Raw genomic sequence first — 17,777 nt, 5'->3', positions numbered from 1 at the left:
AGACAATCGATATGAATGGGATAAATCAGGCAGGTACTGGCGGCAGCGTATTCCGGGTGGACAAGTTTGTCGTTCCGGCCAACGCCCGCGAGGAGATTCTTGCCAAGGTCCGGATGACGCATGAATTGCTGCGCCAGCAGCAAGGGTTCGTCCAGGATTTCCTGCTCGAGCAATTCTCGGGGCCGGGCGAGTTCAACCTCGTGACCATTGTCGAATGGGAAGGGCAGGCCGCCGTCGACAAGGTCGTGCCGATCATCAAGGCTGCGCATGAGCGCAGCGGCTTCAATCCTCAGGAGACCATTTCGCGACTTGGCGTCAAGGCCGATATTGCCAACTATCAGCGGATTCCCGGGATGTAAGCTCTCTACGGCCAGCCGGCGCCCGGCGCAGTAGCGTCGACGCTGAGCACTTGGCCGGTACGGGCATCGCTGATCATATGTTCGAAGCCGCGCCATTCGGCGGCGACGATGAACAGCGTTTTTCCCTCGCTGCCGCCGAGCATGCAGGCAAAGCAGCCGCGGTCGACATCGACGCTTTCGAGCATCGCGCCGCCCTCGCGCACCCGCACGCAATGCCGGTTCGGAACGTCGGCATACCAGGCCGCACCTTCGGCATCGAGGCAGATGCCGTCGGGAAAACCGTTGCCGAGATTGGCCCAGATCCTGCGGTTGGAAAGGCCACCATCGGCAGCGATGTCGAAGGCGGTCAGCCGGTTTGCGTGGGACTCGGCAACGACCAGCGTCTTGTTGTCAGGCGTCACCGCCATGCCATTGGCAAACGCGAGGTTCTCAGCCACCTGCTGAACCGAGCCATCCGGTGCAACTTGCACGATGGTGCCGGGACCGAAATGCTGGCCGAGGGCCGGAGCAGGCCCACCGCCATTGACGTATATGTTGCCGCGCCCATCGACCACGATCTCGTTCCACGGGCTCTTTGATAGTTGTCTCAGATCGGCATGGGTGACCAATGTCCCGTCTGCCTCCTGCCTGAGGATCAGCCCTTCGCGGCCGGACACGACAAGCAGGCGCCCGTCCGGAAGCCAGTCAATGGAATAGGGCAGGGTGGCCGGCACGGTGAGCACGATCTCGCTGTTGCCTAGGGCGTCAACGGCGATGATCTGGCCCGTGCCCCAGTTGCAGAGCCACAGCCGGCCGTCGTGCCAGCGCGGTGACTCGCCGAAGGCCAAGCCGTTCATCACCACTTGCACTTGCCTGGCTACTGATTTCTGCATGGGCCGAGAACCTCCGGGTTTTTGCGCAAATCGTCATGGCCGAAAGGCCGATGAGAGGCGCTGTCTTGCCAAGGACGGGCGAGAGTGCTGCGTTCCGACAATCGCAATGAACATTTCCGGTTGATCACTTCGGCAGTCCGGATGCTGCTAACGGCATCCCGAAACGGCGGCGACCGCCACCCCCCGAGCGTTCTCATTGTCGCGTTGCGACCGCGGGGTGTTTCCGCTATTGAGGCCGGACTTGGAACCAAGGTTGCCCTCATCCCATGAGCCTCGTTGACACGATCAAGAATGCGTTCGTTCCGATCCATCGCGAGGGTTATCCCTTTATTGCTGCGTTCGGCGCGGCGACGCTCTTTCTTGGCTATTTCTCCTCGACCCTGTTCTGGATCGGTCTCATCCTGACGGCCTGGTGCGCCTATTTCTTCCGCGATCCCGAGCGTGTCACGCCGATCGACGACCGGCTGGTTGTCAGCCCGGCCGACGGCATCGTCTCGGCGGTTGGCCCGGCCGTGCCGCCGCGCGAGCTTGGCCTCGGCGGCGGTGAAATGACCCGCATCTCGGTGTTCATGAACGTCTTTTCCTGCCACGTGAACCGCTCCCCGGTGCGCGGCCGCATTTCCAGGATCGAGCATCGGCCAGGAAAATTCCTCAATGCCGAACTCGACAAGGCAAGCACCGAGAACGAGCGCAACGGGCTGGTCATCGAAAGCCCCAATGGAACGGTCGCCGCGGTACAGATTGCCGGCCTGGTGGCGCGGCGCATCGTCTGCTGGGCCGAGCCCGGCGGCGCCATCGGCACCGGCGAGCGCTTCGGGCTGATCCGCTTTGGCTCGCGCGTCGATGTGTTCCTGCCCTCGACCGCGACGCCGCGTGTCGCCGTCGGCCAGACCGCGGTTGGCGGTGAGACGGTGCTGGCGGAATTCGGCGGCGTTGCTGCAACGCCGCTCGTGCGGGTCTCCTGACCGGTGGCGCCGCCGTTCAAGAAATTCGAGGCGCATGGCGGCGGTGGCCCGCGCATTCGCGAAATCCCGATGCGCATGGTGCTGCCCAATCTGGTCACGGTGCTTGCCATCTGCGCCGGCCTGTCCGGTATTCGCTTCGGCTTCGAGGGCCGCTTCGAGCCAGCGGTGGTGATGGTGCTGCTCGCCGCCTTCCTGGATGGTATCGACGGCCGTCTGGCGCGAATGCTGAAGGCGACTTCCAAATTCGGCGCCCAGATGGATTCGCTGGCCGATATCGTCAATTTCGGCGTGGCACCGGCGCTGGTGCTCTATGCCTTTCTGCTCGACAGGGCAGGTTCGCCGGGCTGGATCGCCGCGCTGCTGTTCACCATCGCCTGTGGGATGAGGCTTGCCCGTTTCAACGTGCTCGACGAAGAGCTCGACCGTCCGCAGTGGCAAACCGAATATTTCGTCGGCGTGCCGGCGCCGGCGGGTGCGGTGCTTGTAATGCTGCCGCTCTATCTGTTCTTCCTCAGGCTTGGGCTTGAACCCAGCCGCCTGGCAGCCTTCATTGCCACCGGCTTTACAATATTGGTGGCGTTCCTGCTGGTCAGCAGACTGCCCGTCTATTCCGGCAAGAGCGTCAGGATACCGGGCGACAGGGTGCTGCCGATCATCCTCGCAGTCGTCCTCTACGTCCTGCTTTTGATGACCTATCCCTGGTATACGCTGACGGCCTCGGTTGCCGGCTATCTGGTCTTCTTGCCGTTCAGCGTGCGGGCCTATTCGAGACGCGCCAAGCGCGAAGGCGAGAAGGTGCCGTCCTCGGATATTGGCTGACGGATTTGGTGCCAGTTCGCGTTGCGCCTGGCAGTGCATGATTCCAAAAAGGCTCGCAGAGCACGCGGCGCTGTGGAACGCACCTCAAAAACCCCGTTTTCGGAACTTGCTGGGCGGCTAGACCGTTTGTGTTGGTAGGTCCGCCTGAGCGGCTGCTCGTGATACGTCGTCAACGTAGCGCAAGCTGCCGCATCGGGCGCAGAACCATCGGAAAACGAGGAGAAATGGCTGTCATCCTCATCGGCGCGTTACTGACTGTCGCCGGCCTCGTGTATATGGCGATTGCGGCCATCATGCGCGGGCGGCTTAGTGAGCCGGCCGCTGTCTCCACCGCGCCGGACAGTCCGACGCCCAATCTCGCAACACCAGGTCCGACTCTGGAGCCGCGACGACGCGGGCTCCGTTTTCTCGGCCTGTCGCAGAACTGGCCGGGCCTGCTGATGATGGCCGTCGGCGTCATTCTGCTGTTGTCGGTGGTAGTCCTCTAATGCATTCGCGCAAAAGTGTGCAGCGGTTTTGCGATAACGACATGCATAAAAACAAGAATCTAAAGCGCGTCGCACAAGGCCGGTCGAACGCGACGCGCTTTAGAATTTTCGACAGCAAGCCTCAGGCGGCTGCGCTCAGTCCCAGCCTCTCGAGCGCCAGCTTTCTAGTCGAGACATAGTCGGTCTTGCCGGAGCCCAGTACCGGGATCTCCTCGACCTTGACGATGTCGTTCGGCACCATCAGTTCGGCCGCCCCGGCTTTTTTGCCGAATTCCCGCAATTCGTCGGGATCGGCATTGTCGGCCGTGGTGACCAGAACGAGGCGCTCGCCGCGCCGCTTGTCCGGCACTGCCACCACGGCGTGATGCTCTTCCGGCCACAGCGACTGCACCAGCATCTCGACCGCGCCAAGCGATACCATCTCGCCGGCTATCTTGGCGAAGCGCTTGGCGCGGCCGCGAATGGTGATGAAGCCTTCGCGATCGACCGAAACGATATCGCCGGTGTCGTGCCAGCCTTCGAACGGCTGCAACTCGCCCGGCCGGTCGCCGGTCATGTAGCCCATCATCAGGTTCGGCCCGTCGAGCCACAGCCGGCCGGCGTCGCTGATGCCTTCGACCGGTTCGAGTTTCATGCGCATGGCCGGCAGCAGCCGCCCGACCGTTCCGTCGCGGCCGTGGATGGCGGTGTTGACGGCAACCACTGGTGCGGCCTCGGTCAAGCCAAAACCTTCGATGATCTCGGCCTGGAAGCGCTCGCGGTAAACCCGGCGCGTCTCCGGCTTTACCGCCTCGGCACCGGCCACGACGAAGCGCAGGCTGGAAAAATCGCCGTCCTTGGCTGTGCGGGCATAGTTGGCGAGGAACGTGTCGGTGCCGAACATCACCGTCGGCCGGACCTTGCGCGCCACCTCCGGAATAAGTTTGTAGTGCAGCGGTGACGGGTAGAGGAACAGCTTTACTCCGGTGACCAGCGGCAGGATGGTGCCGCCGGTCAGCCCGAACGAGTGGAACACCGGCAGCACGTTGAGCAGGATATCGGCCGGCGAGATGGTGACGCGGGCTTCCGCCTGCATCGCATTGGCAAGAAGATTCCGGTGCGACAGCACCACGGCCTTGGGCGTGCCTTCCGAGCCGGAGGTGAACAGGATCACCGCCGGCTTGGCCGCATCCTGGCGCTGCAACGGCCGGCGCCACAGCAAGGCGGCTGCGGCCTTGTCCAGCACGGTCACGCTTGCGCGGACATCCTCCAGCCACAGCAGTTTCGCCCCGCCCTTTTCCACCGCCTCGACGATGTCGGCGAGGTTGGCCTTTTCGACAAAGGCGCGTGAGGAGACCACGGTGCGGATCATTGCCGTGCGGATGGCGGCGGTGACGCTGGCCGGGCCGGCGGTATAGTTGATCATTGCTGCCACCCGCGCTGCCGACAGAAGTCCGACGAACGACAGCACAACGCCATTGGCGTTGGGCAGGAGCAGCCCAACCGCTTCGCCCGGCGCTGTTATTGCCTCGAACCGTCGGCCCAAAACCCTGGCGCCGATGAACACTTTCCGGTAGCTCAGGGCACCGCCAATGACGTCCTCGATTATTGGGTGCGAAGCGCCAACGCGGTCGGCCGCATCGCGCATGGCGAGGAACAGCCCTCGGTCGAGATCACTGCCGAAAAGCCTGGCCTCGGCGAAGCGATCAAACAGCGCATTGGTGTTGGAGGCCTGATCTGGGTTCCGCGCCACCAGCTCGGCGATGGTCATCGGCTCCAGCGCGCTGATCGACAGCTGCGGAAACCAATGGCGCGGCGCCTTGTCCGCCGGCGTCAGCGAGGCCGGCAGGCTGCGTGCGCCGGCAACGAAGATCGGCACGATACGGGCGTCGGCCTGCATGGCGATACGGGTGATGGCGCGAAACAACCGAAACGACTTGACGTCTGGCTCGACCGCATCCGGCAGGTAAACGGCGAGCCGGCCCTTGCCCTTCAGCACCCGCACCAATCTGCGGCTGACGAAGACATGCTCGGCGTTGAAGGCGATGGTGCGGCCGAGCTCGCGCCACGGCTCCAGCCACGGCGATCTGGCCGAAGCCTGGTCGAGGATGTGCAGAGTGTCCTCCGGCAGCAGCGACAGCATCAGCGCCGGCTCGATGCGTGACTGATGCCAGATGACATAGATGACCGGGGCCACCGACCTGCGCGCAATCTTGATGCGCTCGTCGCTGATCCGGTAGGCGAGCTTGAACGGCACGTAGAGCAGCGCCTGGCTCAAACGCAGGCCGAGGCGGAACTTCTCCACCACGCCGATCAGCAGCCAGGCCGCGACAAGACCCGCAAGCAGCGCCAGTGTCAGGATCATCGCCGCATCTCCCAACGATCTCATGTCGCGGCTCTTCAGTGGCCGCTTCGGGTGAGAACCTAGCCGAAGTTGGATCAACGTCAATGCGGCTCCATTTTTCCTTCTCTCCTATATTTGATTCGGCTCGGCTGCTTACCGCAGCTACGCCGCTTTCATCCTTCCGCTGATGAAGCGGAATTCCTGCGTCTTGCCGCCAAAGCCATAGGCGGCCGCAGGCACTTCATGCACGAGCGCGTAGCTTTCCTCATGCACCTTACCCAGCAGCCGGTCGAATGCCGCGAAAATTGCCTGCAGATACGCCTCCAGTTCGAGCTTGGTGTTGGTACCGTCGACAACCTTGATGTCGAGCCAGGCCGTGTTGGTGCCATGGTCGGCCAGCGACTTGCCGCCGGCGAACCAGTGCTCCGGGTCGTGATAGGAAATGGCAACAGCTGTGATCGTCGCGTCCTTGCGTAAATGCGTGGCCGTCAGTTCGGTCACTTCCTTGGCAATGGCGGCGGACAAAGCGGCATCGGGCTTGCCGGTAACGCTGACATTGATGATCGGCATGTTTCTTCTCCTCGGTTTCAAGCGGCGCCTCTTCGCCGTCGAGAAGATCATGCCATCGTCCTTTGATCAAAAAAATCGAATTGTTTTTGATAAACACTTTGATAATATCGAATTATGCAGGTGTTCGATCCCGACCTCCTCAAGACTTTCCTCGCTTTCGTCGATGGCGGTTCCCTGGCGCGGGCCGCGTCGATCGTCGGTCGCTCGCCGTCCGCAGTGACCGCGCAGATGCAGCGGCTGGAGGATGTTGTCGGCGAACCGCTGCTGGTGCCGCAGGGGCGAGGGCGCGGCCTGACGCCGGCAGGCGAGGATCTGATCGTTCACGCGCGTCGCATCCTTGCCGCGCACCGCGAGGCGTGGCTGGCCCTCAAAGGCGCGCACGCCGACGGGCGCGTCGCCATCGGCACCACGCAGGATTTCGCCGACAGCGGCTTGCCGCAGCTTCTCAGGGCTTTTGCTGTCAGCCATCCGCGCGTCAGGATCGAACTGCGCGTCGGCCGTTCCGCCGAACTGGCGCAGGCTTTGCAGGCCGGCACCCTTGATCTGGCCATTGCCATGCGGCAGGTGCCGACACGGGACGAAGTCGGTGTGCTCAAGGAACCAATGATCTGGCTTTGCTCACAGAACGGGCTGGCCACCCGCCACGACGAACTGCCCCTGGCGCTGCTCGATCCCCATTGCGGGTTTCGCGAAGCGGCGACCAGTGCACTCGATGCGGCCGGCCGTCGCTACCGCATTGCTGCCGGCAGTGCCAGCCTTGCCGGCCTGCGTACGGCGGTGCACGCCGGCATCGCCTTGACGTTGAGGACGGCGCGCTTCGCTCATTCCGGCATCGTCGAGGCGCCGAGCGATCTTGATCTGCCGCCGGTGCCGGTCGCCGAATTCGCCGTCCGCTTGCGTGAGGATGCCGACCGGCCGGCGCAGGATCTGGCAGCGTTGTTCAGCGGCAACCTGGCCTTGGCCAATTGAGCCAGCAAAGAAAAAGCCGACCTTGCGGTCGGCTTCTGAGTAGGACGGGCCGAGGGGTTTGGGGGGACTTGGGGTGGCCCGTCGCAGCCATAATGCCTGAGCCCTATGATGGTTCCATGACTTTTCAATTAATTTTCAGGACCGGATTTCTCGTGATCGGACCACCAACTCGCGCTCGGACGCGGCGAAGATTGGTCATGCATCCGCTGCGCGCTGCCTGGCCATCAGCCAGTCGCGGCCGGCGTGAGCGAACACCGCGCAAAGCACGATGGCGCCACCGACCATGCTGGCTGCCGGCGGGATCTCCGCCAGGAACAGGAAGGCCAACAGGATCGCGAATGGCACTTCAGCTGAACCCAGCAATCCGGACTCGGCCGCCGGAATAAGCCGGGTGCCCTCCGTCCACAGGATCGAAGCCAGCGCGAACGAGGCGCCGAAGGTGGCTAGAAGCACAGCGTCCCTGGCCGAGACAGCCAGCGGATCGGCGACGAACCAGCCGAGCACGAACAAAAGGAATGCCGACACCGCACCCGCCCACACCACCGGCGTGTCGCGGAAGGCGCGCACCATGATCATGTAGAGCGCGCTGCCGATCGTCATCAGCAGCGCCAGCCCGTCGCCGAACAAATGGCCGGTGCCGAAGCCGGACCAGACCATGATTGCCACACCGCATAATGACACAGCGGCGGCGGCAAGCGTCTGCAGCCGGAACGGCTCGCGGACCAACAGGAGGGCCAGCAGCGCGGTGACGAACGGGGCCGTGGCATAGATGATCGCGACATTGGCGACAAAGGTGAACTTGAACGCCGAGATAAAGGCGATGCTTGCGAGCGCGCCCTCGATCGCCAGCAGCCAGCCTCGCCAGCCGAGCCGCAAGCTGTCGCGACCGCCGGAGCGCTGGCGGCGCCATAGGACATAGAGGCTGATCAGGATCGAGCCGACGAAGCCGCGCCAGCAGGTAATGGTCAGGGGGTCGGCATGGATCAATTTGGTCAGCACGCCGGTGAGGCCGAAGACGGCCGCCGATGCCGAGACCAGGATGATGCCGAGGGTACGCTCGCGGGCGCTTTCCACTGTGCATGGCATGTCCAGCGATCCCGTCATCTCACCAGCCTACGCTGCCCTTCCTGACACCATAGTGTCAGCTTGAGGCGTCCTGCATCGAAAACAGCAGGTAGGCAGCCCCGGTGAACAGGATTCCGGCAAGAGCCCGTTCGCGGGTTTTCACGATGGCGATATCGGCCATATGTTCGGCTGCCTTATGAATATGTTGCGAGAGAGGGTGTGAAGGCGTTGGATGCTCCCGTATCGCCAGGCTATAGGGGCGAAACCCTGCCAAGCGCTACGCCAGCGCGGACTTGCGTTTGGGGCAGGCGGCATAGCCGTAAAGCAGCGAAGCCAGGGCAATTATGGGAGACGACAAAATGGATGCGATCGCATTGAAGGCCGTGCAGGCGCCGCTGAAGGAGGCCTATCGCGACAACGCCTCGCGCGCGCTGATTACTCTCCGCGCCAAAGGCTCGATCGACGACCAATCGATCGCCTGCAAGGTCGAGACAGGCAGGGCGATCGCCATTGCCGGGCTGCATCCGGCGACCGGCGGCACCGGGCTCGAACTCTGCTCCGGCGACATGCTGCTGGAGGCACTGGTGGCTTGCGCCGGCGTCACGCTGAAGGCGGTGGCCACGGCGCTGGAATTCAAGCTTGGGGCCGCCACGGTGGAGGCCGAAGGCGACCTAGACTTTCGCGGCACGCTTGGCGTGGCAAAGGATGCGCCGGTTGGCTTCCGCGCCATCCGGCTGACATTTGGCCTCGACACCGACGAGCCGCAGGAGCGCATCGATGCGCTGCTCAAGCTGACCGAGCGCTACTGCGTCGTGTTCCAGACCATCAGCCAGAAGCCGGAGCTGACGGTAAGCGCGCGACGCTGACGATCTCCCCCTCAAGGGGGGAGATCACGCTGTCCTACTGCGCCGACGGCTCCTCGGCGTCGCCCTCGTCGGCGAAGGGCGAGGCGCTCGGCACGCACTGCACCGACCAGCCGGCCGGCGTCGGTTGCTTCTGGTATTCGGTTATGGCGAAGGCGCACTGTTCGCGGGTGTCGAATGTGCTGGGCAGCACGACCATGCCGCCTTGCGGGCCGGCGATCACCAGATACCAGACTAACGCTACGCTCGGTGCCGCCATGAGTATTTCCTCGCTCTGCTTGTTTTGGGAGTCGCACGATCCTAGCAACTCCGGCCCAGCGGCGAAAGCTGGGCCAAAGCGCGGCGTTAAGCCACGGCATCACAGCCACGTGATGTCGGGTCGTTTTGGTTCAGTTCACCGCAAAACAATAGAACAGGCCGTCGCCGCCGGTGCCCTTCAGCGCCTCCTGGCTGCAGCCACCGCGTGACGCATGCGAGGAATTCCACGATTTGGCGGCTGCCGAGCCATCGAGGCCGGTACGATCGTGATGACCCATCATCGCCACACCTTCTGCTCCGCTCAGCGTCCAGTCGCCGCAGGTCTGGTCGGCTATTTTCGTGCCATCCGGCTTGGAGCCGGTCAACACGTCGTGCCGGTTGGGCGTGTCGCCGCGGCCGTTGACCATTTGGCCCTTTTCGTCGCGTGCCGTCTGTTTGGTGATAGCGTTGGCATCGCTATGCAGGGAAGCGACATCATCGGCGATCTTGACGCCCTTGGCGTTGAACCACGGGCCTTTGCCGATACGGTCGCGTGCATCGGTATCGCTGGTCGAGAGATAGGCGCGCCATGTCTTGCCGGTAACGCCCGCGGCTTCGGCCAGTGAACTACAATGGGCGTCGGCGCCGGCGAGACCGCCGAGATCGGCGCCTTTGCCGGAGCCGACGCTGGTGACGAAAAAGCTCATCGTTGCCTCCTGCGACGACGCGGCGCCGATCACTGCAAGCAGCGCGGTGGCAGTCAAGAGAAGCAGTCTCCGCATTTGGTCCTCCGTTTCTCGAATTGTGGCACCCGAACAACGTTGGTGCCGGCGCAATTCTTCCGGCAAAATGCGATGTGTGGCTACTCCGGCTGCCGGTAGGCGACAAAGCGATTGTGCTTGGCCTGGAAGATCAGCCCGGTCTCCTTGAGCGTGGGGCTGGCCAGCGGCACGATTCGCTTGGCGATCTCCGAAGGGTGCGGCAGTGTTTCAGGATCCTCGCCGGGTACCGCCTGCGCCCGCATCGCGGTGCGCGTTGCCCCGGGATCGGCGGCATTGACCCTGAGCGGGAGGTTTTCGGTCTCATGCGCCCATGAACGCGTCATGGCCTCGACCGCCGCCTTCGACGCCGCATAAGGCGCCCAGAAGGCGCGTGCGGAGTGGGCAAGGCTGGAGCTCAGCACAATAGCACGGCCGGCATCGGAAAGCCTGAGCAGCGGGTCGACCGAGCGGATCAGCCGCCATGTTGCGGTGACGTTGATGGTCATCACCTTCTCGAAGGTCTTGGCCTCGACATGGCCGATCGGGGCGATGACGCCGAGCACGGCGGCGTTGGCGACCAGTATGTCGAGCTTGCCCCAGCGCTCGTGGATGGCGCCGCCCAGCCGGTCGATCCCCGCCATGTCGGCAAGATCGAGCGGTACCAGCGTCGCCTGTCCGCCACCTGCCTTGATCTGGTCGTCGAGTTCTTCCAACCCGCCGACGGTGCGAGCAACCGCAATCACATGCGCACCGGCCGCGGCAAGCTCCCTGGCGATGAAATAGCCGATGCCGCGCGAGGCGCCGGTGACGACCGCAACGCGGCCGGAGAGGTCAAGGCTCATACGATGGATTCCGACAGGCAAGGTGAAACCGCCGTGAGGGGCTAAGGGGAGGGAGACAAACGGACCGGCAAGGCCTATGACCCGCCGGCCGCTAACAGCGACAGCGTGCGCACATTGTCGGAGCCTTCGAAGTCGGCAAGCCGGGTCGGATACTGGCCGGTGAAGCAGGCGTCGCAGAATTGCGGCTGCTCGTTGTCGCGGCCGGCCTCGCCGACGGCGCGGTAGAGCCCGTCGATCGACAGGAAGCCGAGCGAATCGACGCGGATGAACTCGGCCATCTCCTCCACCGACATGCGCGACGCCAGCAGCTTCGACTTTTCCGGTGTGTCGACGCCGTAAAAGCAGGAGGCGCGCGTCGGTGGCGAAGCGATGCGCATATGCACTTCCTTGGCGCCGGCATCGCGCACCATCTGGACGATCTTCTGGCTGGTGGTGCCGCGCACGATCGAATCGTCGACCAGCACCACACGCTTGCCTTCGATCATGCGGCGATTGGCGTTGTGCTTGAGCTTGACACCCATGTGGCGGATCGAATCGCCGGGCTGGATGAAGGTGCGGCCAACATAGTGATTGCGGATGATGCCGAGCTCGAACGGAATGCCCGCGGCCTGCGAAAAGCCGATCGCCGCCGGCGTGCCCGAATCCGGCACCGGCACGACGATGTCGGCCTCGACCGGACTTTCCTGCGCCAGCTCGGCGCCGATGCGCTTGCGCACTTCATAGACGTTGCGGCCTTCGACCGACGAATCCGGCCGCGCGAAATAGACATATTCGAAGATGCAGAAGCGGGTCTTCTGCGGCTCGAACGGGAACAGGCTTTCGATGCCCTTGCTGGTGACGACGACCATTTCGCCGGGCTTCAGGTCGCGCACGAAACGCGCACCGATAATATCGAGCGCGCAGGTCTCGGAGGCGAGAATCCAGGCGCCGTCGAGATCGCCGAGCACCAGCGGGCGGATGCCGAGCGGGTCGCGGCACCCGATCATCTTCTTGGACGTCATCGCCACCAGCGAGAAGGCGCCTTCGACTTGGCGCACCGCATCGATGAAGCGCGAATTCAGGTCGCGCTCCTTGCTGGTGGCAACCAGGTGCAGGAGCGTTTCGGTGTCGGAGGTGGAAGAGAAGATGGCGCCTTGCTTCTGCAGGGCGCGCTGAACGGTCATGGCGTTGGTGAGATTGCCGTTATGGGCGACGGCAAAGCCGCCATCGGCAAGTTCGGCGAAGAAAGGCTGGATATTGCGCAGACCGGCGCCGCCGGTGGTGGCATAGCGTGTGTGGCCGATAGCACGGTTGCCTTGCAGGCTGTCGATGACACGCTGCTTAGTAAAGGTGTCGCCGATCAGGCCGACATGGCGTTCGACATGGAATTGGGTGCCGTCATAGGAAACGATGCCGGCCGCTTCCTGGCCTCGATGCTGCAACGCATGCAGACCGAGCGTTACGATGGCTGCGGCGTCCTGCCGGCCGAAAATGCCGAACACGCCGCATTCGTCGTGGAAATGGTCATCGGCTTCGGCGGAAAGCACGTCATCTGCGTCTGCCACTGAGGCTGCCATTGGGGCTCAAGCTCCGCTAAAGTCGCCATATAAGGTCATAGCGCATCGAAAGCAACGCACGTCGTGCGGCGTTCACATGATCGACAGTCTTGAGCCTGGCAAGTCCGTCGAAATCAGTTTGCCGGCGCCGGGTTTGCAGGTGCCGGCGTCGCGGGCGCATTGTCGGCCGGCGGCGCATCGCTGTCGTCGGGTGCCGGAGCAGTGGCGTCGTCGCCGGCGGCAGGGGCTTCCGCTGCAGGCGCGTCGGGGGCCAGAGGCGTCTCGGTGGCCGGCTGATTCGGATTGAGCTTGTTGAGGATGGCGTTTTCCGGATCCTCGGGCAGCAGGCTTTCGAGCTTGGCGCCGATCGATTCGAGCAATGGCTTTGACTTGGCGTTGGCAATCCAGCCTGGAGCCTTGGCGCCGGCCAGCCAATTGAAGAAAAGCAGCGCGACAGCGACGACCAGGATGCCGCGCGCCGCGCCATAGAGGAAGCCAAGTGTACGATCGAGCGCGCCGATCCTGGAATCGATGATCCAGTCGGCGAGCTTCATGGTGATGACCGAAACGACGATCAGCGCGACAATGAAGACGATACCGGCGGCCGCCGCCATGGCGGCCTTTTCGTTGTCGACATAGGGCTGAATGTAAGGCAGCACCGGCTTGTAGAAGAAGAAGGCGGCGGCCGCGGCGGCTGCCCAGGAGATGATCGACAGGATCTCGCGCGAAAAGCCGCGAACCATAGCGAGCATCGCCGAGACCAGGGTGAAGCCGACGAGAATTCCGTCAAGCAGCGTAATCGGCATGTTTTTCGCCCCACTCCGATCTCTTTTTCACGGCCCGACGAGCCGCATCACTCTTGCTCGTCGGCGCGGCTGCGCCGAGAGCCGGCTATTCGCGCCACGAGATCGGCAAGCTCGGTGGGCTGGAAAGCGCTGGCTCCGATCCCCCCGACCGCATTACCACCAACAAGTTCCTCGCTGCCCAAGGGCAGAACCGCGCGTCCGAAACCCAGCTTTTCGGCTTCCTTGAGGCGCTGCTGCGCATGCGCAACCGGCCTCACCGCACCCGACAGGCTGATTTCGCCGAAATAGACGCAATCGGCGGGAAGGGCAAGACCGGTGAGCGAGGAAACCAGTGCCGCCGCCACTGCCAGGTCGGCCGCCGGCTCCGAAATGCGGTAGCCGCCGGCAACGTTGAGATAGACGTCGTGCGTGCCGAAGCGGACGCCGCAATGGGCTTCCAGAACCGCCAGGATCATCGACAGCCGGGCACCGTCCCAGCCGACGACGGCGCGGCGCGGTGTGCCCAGCGTCGATGGCGCCACCAGCGCCTGGATCTCGACCAGCACCGGCCGTGTGCCTTCCATGCCGGCGAAAACCGCGGCACCCGGCGACTTCGCATGGCGCTCACCGAGGAAAAGCTCGGACGGGTTGGCGACTTCCCGCAAGCCCTTGTCCGACATTTCGAAGACACCGATCTCATCGGTCGGCCCGAAGCGATTCTTGACCGTGCGCAGGATGCGGTAGTGGTGGCCGCCTTCGCCCTCGAAATAGAGTACCGCGTCGACCATGTGCTCGACGACGCGCGGTCCGGCGATCTGGCCCTCCTTGGTGACGTGGCCGACCAGAACGATCGCCGCCCCTGTGGATTTTGCGTAGCGGATCATCGCCTGGGCGGCGGCACGCACCTGGGTCACCGTGCCGGGCGCCGAATCGGCCATATCGGTCCACAGCGTCTGGATCGAATCGAGAATGACCAGATCCGGCCGCTTACCATCGGCGATGGTGGCGAGGATGTCCTCGACATTGGTTTCGGCGGCGAGCTCGACCGGGGTGTCGGCGACGCCGAGCCGCTGGGCGCGCAGCCTGATCTGCGCGACCGCCTCTTCGCCCGAGACATAGACGATGCGGTGGCCCTTTGCCGCCAGCGCGGCCGCGGCCTGGGTGAGCAGCGTCGACTTGCCGATGCCGGGATCGCCGCCGACCAGCAGCGCCGAGCCGCGCACGAAGCCGCCGCCGGTGGCGCGGTCGAGCTCGCCGATGCCGGAGACGATGCGCGGCGCGTCCTCGATATCGCCGGACAGGCTGGTCAGCACCACCGCGCGGCCCTTGCGGGCGTTGCGCATGTTGGCCGGGCCCGAGCCGATGCCGCCTGCCGTGCCTTCTTCGACCAGCGTGTTCCACTCGCCGCAGGCATCGCATTTGCCGGCCCAGCGCTGATGCACGGAGCCGCAATTCTGGCAGATGAACTGGACGCGGGATTTGGCCATCAGGCGCGGCCTGCGACAATTGAAAGACAGGTCGGCGGGACAGCGCCCCCCTCTGTCCTGCCGGACATCTCCAATCTCCCCCCTCGTGGGGGAGATGTCCGGCAGGACAGAGGGGGGCGTGAAGGAACGCCGTACTCCCGCATTCTTGTTGCGACATCTGCCAAACGCTTACTCAAACCTCTCCGCAATATGATGCTCTTCCGCAAGGTCCGAGAAGCGGGTGAACTCGCCCTGGAAGGCGAGGCTGACCGATCCCGTTGGGCCGTGGCGCTGTTTGGCGACGATGACCTCGGCCTTGCCGCGCATCTCGTTCATCTCGTGTTCCCATTTGATGTATTCGTCGGTGCCCGGCTTCGGCTCGCGGTTCTTCAGATAATATTCCTCGCGGTAGACGAACAGCACCACGTCGGCGTCCTGCTCGATGGAGCCCGATTCGCGCAGATCCGAAAGCTGCGGGCGCTTGTCGTCGCGGCTCTCGACCTGGCGCGACAGCTGCGACAGCGCGATGATCGGCACCGCCAGCTCCTTGGCTAGTGCCTTGAGGCCGGTGGTGATCTCGGTGATTTCCTGGACGCGGTTTTGCGAGGATTTCGCGCTCGATCCCTGCATCAGCTGGATATAGTCGATAACGATGACGTCGAGGCCGCGCTGGCGCTTCAGGCGACGCGCGCGGGCCGACAGCTGAGCGATGGAAATGCCGCCCGTCTGGTCGATGAACAGCGGGATTTTCTGCATTGTCTGCGAGCAGGCGACCAGCTTTTCGAAATCCATCTCGCTGATCTCGCCGCGCCGGATTTTCGACGACGGGATTTCCGTCTGTTCGGAAATAATGCGGGTGGCCAGCTGTTCGGATGACATTTCGAGCGAAAAGAAGCCGACGACGCCGCCATTGGCCGCCTTGAACGAGCCGTCCGCCTGCTGCGCCGGGACATAGGCCTCGGCGATGTTGAAGGCGATATTGGTGGCGAGCGAAGTCTTGCCCATGCCGGGGCGGCCGGCAATGATGATCAGGTCGGACGACTGCAGGCCGCCCATGCGGCGGTCGAGATCGCGCAAGCCGGTAGCAACGCCCGACAAATGCCCGTCGCGCATATAAGCCGCATTGGCCATGTCGACGGCGGTCTTGACGGCATCGGTGAAGCTCTCGAAGCCGCCATCGTAGCGGCCGGTTTCGGCCAATTCGAACAGGCGCCGCTCGGCATCCTCGATCTGGTCGGAGGGCGACATGTCGACCGGCGCGTCATAGGCGATGTTGACCATGTCCTCGCCGACAGTGATCAGCGCGCGCCGCGTCGCCAGATCGTAGATGGCGCGGCCATAGTCGGTGGCGTTGACGACGGTGACGGCCTCGACCGCCAACCGCACGACATATTGCGCCACCGTCATGTCGCCGACCTTCTCGTCGGCCGGCAGGAAGGTCTTCAGCGTGATCGGCGTCGCAATCTTGCCCATGCGGATGAGCTCGGCCGCGACCTCGAAGATCTTTCTATGCAGCGGCTCGTAGAAATGGCCGGGCTTCAGGAAGTCGGAGACGCGGTAGAAGGCATCGTTGTTGACCAGTATGGCGCCGAGCAGCGCCTGCTCGGCCTCGATATTGTTCGGCGCCTCGCGATAGAGCGGTGTTTCCGCCACGCCGAATTTTCGTGCTGCCTCTGCCATGATGTCCCCGGTCCTGATCCCCGTCTTTCGATATCAGAACGAGACAAGTCGGTGATGACTTATCTGCATCAGTCCCCAACCAACCAACTTTGATGCCCGCGATTCACAGCCAGGATCTTTCGGTGGAAAGAATCTCGATTGACTCGAATCAAGATGGCGAGCCTAGCCGTTCTCAGGCGAGAACAAAACAGGAAAATAGCTGCCGGGTCATTCCGGCAAGGCATCACCCCAATCCAGTCGCCGCGCGGCCTTGAACGTCTCGCCGTCGCGCTTGGTGAACAGTCGCTCGGCAGCACCCCCATCCTGTTTGCAAAGCTTCAGCAAGACCTTGCCGGACCCCGACTTCGGCGGTGCGATCACTCGCGCTCGAGGCGGAGCGGCCGGATGGCGGGAGGCCGCGACAAAGATGAATTTCTCGTCCTCCCACGGCACCTCGGCATCCTTGGCCAGACGGTGCAGGCGCGAGCGGGCGACGCGGCGGGCGAAATGGCACCAGTCGGGGGCAACGAGCGGGCAGGGCGCCTCATGCGGGCAGGGCGCAAGCACGTGCGCGCCCGCCTCGATCAACTGCCGCCGCACGGCAAGAATACGCTGCCAGCCGGCCGGCGTGCCCGGCTCGACCACCAGCAGCGTGTCTGCGGTCAGCTGCCAGAGCCGGTCGACGAGTTTTGCCAGCGATGCCGGCGCGATCTCATCCAGCACATAGGCTGAAGTCACCAGCTCGGCCGGCTCCAGATCGACCAGGTCGATGGTGATGTCGCCGGTCCGCCAGGCGGTCCTGGCCGTGATCGCATCCGCGGCAAGTGCTTCGCCGACCCTTCGTACCGCGGCGCCGGCCTCGAGTAGCACCGCCTGTTCGAGATCCGGCCAGAGATTGATTGTGGCCCAAAGCACCGTGCCAGGGCCGGCGCCGACATCGAGCAAGGTCTTCGGAGCATAGTCGGGCCGAGACTCGCCCACCGCATCGAGGCTGGCGCGAACGGCCGCATAGGTCGCCGGTAGCCGCGTTGCCAGATAGGCCTTCACCGCCATGTCTTCGGCCATGTGCAGGCGACCGTCGCGCAACTCTGCGCGGTAGCGGTCCGACAGCGTCTTTGCCGCGTGCTTAAGCATCGGCAAAGGCACCTGTTCGAGAAGGCGGTCGACGCCTTGTCTAAGCGGGACGGGCAGTTCCATCG

Annotated in this window: 18 protein-coding genes; 6 read left to right on the top strand and 12 right to left on the bottom strand. The window is 63.9% G+C overall.

Going from position 1 to position 17,777, the window contains the following annotated elements; all coding sequences use genetic code 11:
* Positions 1–11 precede the first annotated feature (11 nt).
* Positions 12–359 carry an antibiotic biosynthesis monooxygenase gene (locus tag NKJ15_RS25310; RefSeq protein ID WP_352471114.1) on the top strand — a complete coding sequence of 116 codons (348 nt, stop codon included), beginning with the start codon at positions 12–14 and terminating at the stop codon, positions 357–359.
* A 5-nt stretch (positions 360–364) separates the two neighbouring features.
* Here the strand turns inward: NKJ15_RS25310 and NKJ15_RS25305 are convergent, their stop codons facing one another.
* Entirely contained in the window at positions 365–1,231 is an 867-nt protein-coding gene (locus tag NKJ15_RS25305) for an SMP-30/gluconolactonase/LRE family protein (RefSeq protein ID WP_352615863.1), read from the bottom strand.
* Between the two features lie 266 nt (positions 1,232–1,497).
* On the opposite strand from NKJ15_RS25305, the gene NKJ15_RS25300 reads away from it, so the two are divergent.
* From NKJ15_RS25300 to NKJ15_RS25290, 3 genes are all read left to right on the top strand, one after another.
* The gene (locus NKJ15_RS25300; RefSeq protein WP_352615861.1) at positions 1,498–2,196 is read left to right on the top strand and encodes a phosphatidylserine decarboxylase; all 699 of its coding nucleotides are present in this window, start codon (positions 1,498–1,500) and stop codon (positions 2,194–2,196) included.
* A gap of 3 nt (positions 2,197–2,199) precedes the next feature.
* Positions 2,200–3,015, top strand: coding sequence for a CDP-alcohol phosphatidyltransferase family protein (locus NKJ15_RS25295; protein ID WP_023677728.1), 816 nt, complete (start codon positions 2,200–2,202; stop codon positions 3,013–3,015).
* Between the two features lie 224 nt (positions 3,016–3,239).
* Entirely contained in the window at positions 3,240–3,503 is a 264-nt protein-coding gene (locus tag NKJ15_RS25290) for a hypothetical protein (protein ID WP_352471079.1), read from the top strand.
* A 121-nt stretch (positions 3,504–3,624) separates the two neighbouring features.
* Here NKJ15_RS25290 and NKJ15_RS25285 read toward each other — a convergent pair whose 3' ends face one another.
* Both NKJ15_RS25285 and NKJ15_RS25280 read right to left on the bottom strand, forming a co-directional pair.
* Positions 3,625–5,847 carry an AMP-binding protein gene (locus NKJ15_RS25285; protein ID WP_352615925.1) on the bottom strand — a complete coding sequence of 741 codons (2,223 nt, stop codon included), beginning with the start codon at positions 5,845–5,847 and terminating at the stop codon, positions 3,625–3,627.
* Positions 5,848–5,988: 141 nt separating this feature from the next.
* Complete coding sequence (locus NKJ15_RS25280) at positions 5,989–6,396, bottom strand: tautomerase family protein (RefSeq protein WP_352615858.1); 408 nt, start codon at positions 6,394–6,396, stop codon at positions 5,989–5,991.
* 114 nt (positions 6,397–6,510) lie between these two features.
* Here NKJ15_RS25280 and NKJ15_RS25275 point away from each other — a divergent pair, with 114 nt between their 5' ends.
* Positions 6,511–7,365: a LysR substrate-binding domain-containing protein gene (locus tag NKJ15_RS25275; RefSeq protein WP_352818246.1), complete on the top strand. Its 855-nt coding sequence runs from the start codon at positions 6,511–6,513 to the stop codon at positions 7,363–7,365.
* A 195-nt stretch (positions 7,366–7,560) separates the two neighbouring features.
* On the opposite strand, the gene NKJ15_RS25270 is transcribed toward NKJ15_RS25275, so the two are convergent.
* On the bottom strand, positions 7,561–8,469 hold the full coding sequence (locus NKJ15_RS25270; RefSeq protein ID WP_502906943.1) for a DMT family transporter: 909 nt from the start codon (positions 8,467–8,469) through the stop codon (positions 7,561–7,563).
* Between the two features lie 320 nt (positions 8,470–8,789).
* Between NKJ15_RS25270 and NKJ15_RS25265 the strand changes: the two genes are divergently transcribed.
* The gene (locus NKJ15_RS25265) at positions 8,790–9,296 is read left to right on the top strand and encodes an OsmC family protein (RefSeq protein ID WP_352501843.1); all 507 of its coding nucleotides are present in this window, start codon (positions 8,790–8,792) and stop codon (positions 9,294–9,296) included.
* A 34-nt stretch (positions 9,297–9,330) separates the two neighbouring features.
* Here the strand turns inward: NKJ15_RS25265 and NKJ15_RS25260 are convergent, their stop codons facing one another.
* The 8 genes from NKJ15_RS25260 to NKJ15_RS25225 form a co-directional block, all read right to left on the bottom strand.
* Entirely contained in the window at positions 9,331–9,552 is a 222-nt protein-coding gene (locus tag NKJ15_RS25260; protein ID WP_254820234.1) for a hypothetical protein, read from the bottom strand.
* A gap of 130 nt (positions 9,553–9,682) precedes the next feature.
* Complete coding sequence (locus NKJ15_RS25255) at positions 9,683–10,312, bottom strand: hypothetical protein (RefSeq protein ID WP_352615848.1); 630 nt, start codon at positions 10,310–10,312, stop codon at positions 9,683–9,685.
* An 80-nt stretch (positions 10,313–10,392) separates the two neighbouring features.
* Positions 10,393–11,133, bottom strand: coding sequence for an SDR family NAD(P)-dependent oxidoreductase (locus NKJ15_RS25250; RefSeq protein ID WP_254820236.1), 741 nt, complete (start codon positions 11,131–11,133; stop codon positions 10,393–10,395).
* Between the two features lie 74 nt (positions 11,134–11,207).
* Positions 11,208–12,677, bottom strand: coding sequence for an amidophosphoribosyltransferase (purF, locus tag NKJ15_RS25245; protein ID WP_023677717.1), 1,470 nt, complete (start codon positions 12,675–12,677; stop codon positions 11,208–11,210).
* A gap of 125 nt (positions 12,678–12,802) precedes the next feature.
* Positions 12,803–13,474, bottom strand: a complete 672-nt coding sequence (locus NKJ15_RS25240; RefSeq protein WP_023677716.1) for a CvpA family protein — start codon at positions 13,472–13,474, stop codon at positions 12,803–12,805.
* 47 nt (positions 13,475–13,521) lie between these two features.
* Positions 13,522–14,940 (bottom strand): DNA repair protein RadA, encoded by a 1,419-nt coding sequence (gene radA, locus NKJ15_RS25235; RefSeq protein ID WP_352615843.1) that lies wholly within the window; start codon positions 14,938–14,940, stop codon positions 13,522–13,524.
* A 168-nt stretch (positions 14,941–15,108) separates the two neighbouring features.
* A complete protein-coding gene (locus NKJ15_RS25230) occupies positions 15,109–16,599 on the bottom strand; it encodes a replicative DNA helicase (RefSeq protein WP_352471085.1) in 1,491 nt (496 codons plus the stop codon).
* Between the two features lie 207 nt (positions 16,600–16,806).
* The gene (locus tag NKJ15_RS25225) at positions 16,807–17,775 is read right to left on the bottom strand and encodes a small ribosomal subunit Rsm22 family protein (protein WP_352818242.1); all 969 of its coding nucleotides are present in this window, start codon (positions 17,773–17,775) and stop codon (positions 16,807–16,809) included.
* Positions 17,776–17,777: the final 2 nt, after the last annotated feature.

Origin of the sequence: Mesorhizobium sp. M0207, from assembly GCF_040321995.1 — a bacterium.
In the GTDB taxonomy this organism is placed as follows: Bacteria; Pseudomonadota; Alphaproteobacteria; order Rhizobiales; family Rhizobiaceae; genus Mesorhizobium.
Note: the sequence above shows the minus strand (reverse complement) of the source record. Positions and strands in the feature narration are given on the sequence as shown.